Source organism: Rhodovulum bhavnagarense (assembly GCF_004343505.1).
Taxonomy (GTDB): Bacteria; Pseudomonadota; Alphaproteobacteria; order Rhodobacterales; family Rhodobacteraceae; genus Rhodovulum; species Rhodovulum bhavnagarense.
Genome location: NZ_SLXU01000040.1, coordinates 1 through 2,759, shown reverse-complemented (window position 1 = coordinate 2,759; position 2,759 = coordinate 1). Strand labels below are relative to the sequence as shown.

Annotated in this window: 3 protein-coding genes; all 3 read left to right on the top strand. The window is 55.5% G+C overall.

The features are described 5' to 3' along the window. Window positions 1-1,161: DUF1566 domain-containing protein (locus EV663_RS15450; protein WP_165910232.1), on the top strand; the 1,161-nt coding region annotated here is incomplete at its 5' end. A 32-nt stretch (window positions 1,162-1,193) separates the two neighbouring features. Further along, a complete protein-coding gene (locus EV663_RS15445; RefSeq protein ID WP_165910231.1) occupies window positions 1,194-1,889 on the top strand; it encodes an Lcl C-terminal domain-containing protein in 696 nt (231 codons plus the stop codon). Between the two features lie 76 nt (window positions 1,890-1,965). Beyond that, window positions 1,966-2,346, top strand: coding sequence for a low molecular weight protein tyrosine phosphatase family protein (locus EV663_RS15440; protein ID WP_207904466.1), 381 nt, complete (start codon window positions 1,966-1,968; stop codon window positions 2,344-2,346). The last annotated feature ends 413 nt before the right edge of the window (window positions 2,347-2,759 follow it).

Here is a 2,759-nt window from a genome sequence, read left to right as displayed (position 1 = left end):
CGAACGGCCATCCCCAAAGCCGGCTCGACGAACTGCTCCCGTGGAATTTCCGGCCGTCAAGCTGAAAGCCGGGTGACCGTCAGACGACGCTTACACTTCACCGAGATATCGATGGAACATTGTACGGATAGCTCGCCCGGCACGGCGGCAACGTGTCAGACGGGTGAGGACAATACGGCCCTCATAGTCGGAGCGACGAGCAGCACGGACTATCCGTTCGAAGCCGCCGTGTATTGCGATGGTCTATCAGCACATGGCTATGATGACTGGTATTTGCCCGCCCAAGATGAGCTTAACGTGCTCTATACGAATAGGACCACAGGTGATCTGAACGGGACATTTGACGAGAGCGATCCGTTTCCCGCCGGGTACTACTGGTCTTCCTCGGAGACCTTTCTCACTAGTGCACGAAGCCAGAACTTCAGTGATGGCATCCAGGGCGGTACCAGTAAGAACAGTGGCCTCGCCGTCCGCTGCGTCAGAAGTCTTAAATGCACCAGCCCGGAAGCACCCATGGGGGCCGTTATTTACAATGAGGACGAAGATGTTTTCCAAGGCTGCACACTTAAAGGGTGGTGGGCTTTCCATGAATACCCAACTAATCCCTGCACCGGTACGACAAGCGATCCCTCTATCGGCGAAACCTGCGAAGACGGATCAATCTATGCAGGACTAAGCCCTGACGGCGATTTGCCAATGTACACGACACCAGCGGATGCGCCCTCGCTCTACACCTGGAATGACAGCACAAGTAATTACAGCGACATGCCAACGGAAAACTGTACGGATGGCTATGGGGAACCCGGCACCGCAGTGACATGCCAAACCGGTGAGTCAAACACGGCCTTTTTGGTCGGGGCAACGGGCGCGCCGGATTATCCGTTTGCGGCGGCAGAATATTGTGATGGACTATCAACCCATGGTCACAATGACTGGTATCTCCCCGCAACCGATGAACTGAGTGTGCTCTACATCAATAAGAACACAGGCGACCTGAATGGAACATTTGACGAAACGGGCGTGGTTCCCGACAGTTACTACTGGTCTTCCTCTGAGAGTGGTACAAACTTTGCGCGGTATCAGATTTTTGATGATGGTAGCCAAGGCGGTACCACTAAGAATGCTGGGATTAGTGTCCGCTGTGTCAGGAAGGAGGGGTGATGCGGTGGCCAACCTTGTACATAGCCCTTGCGATGATCTTCATGCCAATTCAGGCACAAGCGCAATGCGCAAATCCTTCCGCGCCTCTCGGCGCGATCATCTTCAATGAAGACCATGATGTTTATCAGGGGTGCACTACACAAGGCTGGTGGTCGTTCCACGAGTATCCGACCCATCCCTGCACCGGCACGACAAGCGATCCCGCTATTGGCGACACCTGCGAAGACGGTTCGATTTATGCGGGTCTAAGCCCTGACGGCGATGTGCCGATGTACACAACGCCTGCGGATGCGCCCGGAGGCGCTACATACACCTGGAACGACGGCACGAGCAATTACACCTATATGTCGATGGCGAACTGTATGGATGCCTCACCCGGAACGGCGGCAACATGTCAGACCGGTGAGGCAAACACTGCGTTTCTGGTGGGTGCCACGGGCGAGCCGGATTATCCGTTCGCGGCGGCTGAATACTGCGACGGTTTAACCGCGCACGGCTATAGCGATTGGTACTTGCCTGCGCAGGATGAGCTTAACGTGCTCTACACCAATAAGAACATGGGCGATTTGAACGGGACATTTAACGAAACCGGTTCGATTCCCGCCTCGTACTACTGGTCGTCCTCGGAGATCGATATCACCAGTGCGCGGGCCCAGAGATTCAGCGTTGGCAACCAGGGCAGCTACGGTAAGTTTGGTGGGTTTGCCGTCCGCTGTGTTCGAAGATGAATGATTCCGTTGTGTAATAGTCTAGATTCCCCTTGGAGCGGCGTCGCAAAATTTTTAAGGAGGCGTTGTGGCGCCCATGGGATTCCACAATCCCAACAACGACGCTATACTACCGCCCATGAGAGTCCTGTTCGTTTGCACCGCTAACAAGCTCAGAAGCCCGACCGCCGAGGACGTGTTCAGGGACTTCCCTGGCATCGAGGCCGTGTCGGCGGGTACGGATTCAGTTGCTCCGAACCCGCTGACACAGGAGCTTGTCGGCAGTGCCGATCTGATCTTCGCGATGGAGACCCACCACCGCGAACGGATCAGGAAAAAGTACAAGCAGCGGCCAACTGACAACAGGATCATCACGCTCTACATCCCCGACGAGTACGAGCGAGGCGATCCTGAGTTGATCGCGCTCCTGAAAGACAAGGTTGAACCGCGTCTCACCAGCATCCTCAGCGCCAGTTGAGGGTGCTGTAGTACAAACGTGGCACATTTTGATGCGCCGCAACAATCTTTGTAGTACAAAGCCTTAAGTACAGCCGTAAGGCGAAACCGCAAGATGTGTTTTGTAGTACAAAACCATCTTGGCAAGGGGGCTACTGCGTACCCCCGTTGCATCCCCCAGGCCGTGGCTCTGTCATGGGATCGACCCCATCCAGAGCCAGCAGAACGTATCGCCGTTCAATCACTCGCGGGAGACTTCGCTCTCCCTGCACCCATCGCTCCAAGGCCTTTCATGGCCTTAGAAAACCTGACCAACCCTGCGCGGATTGGATACCGCCATTGACCTGCCCCCCGGAAGTTCCCTCGCTGTGATGTAGAGTCTGCCCAACCTGAGAAGGAGCAGACGACATGAGGAAAAGCCGTTTCACCGAGGCG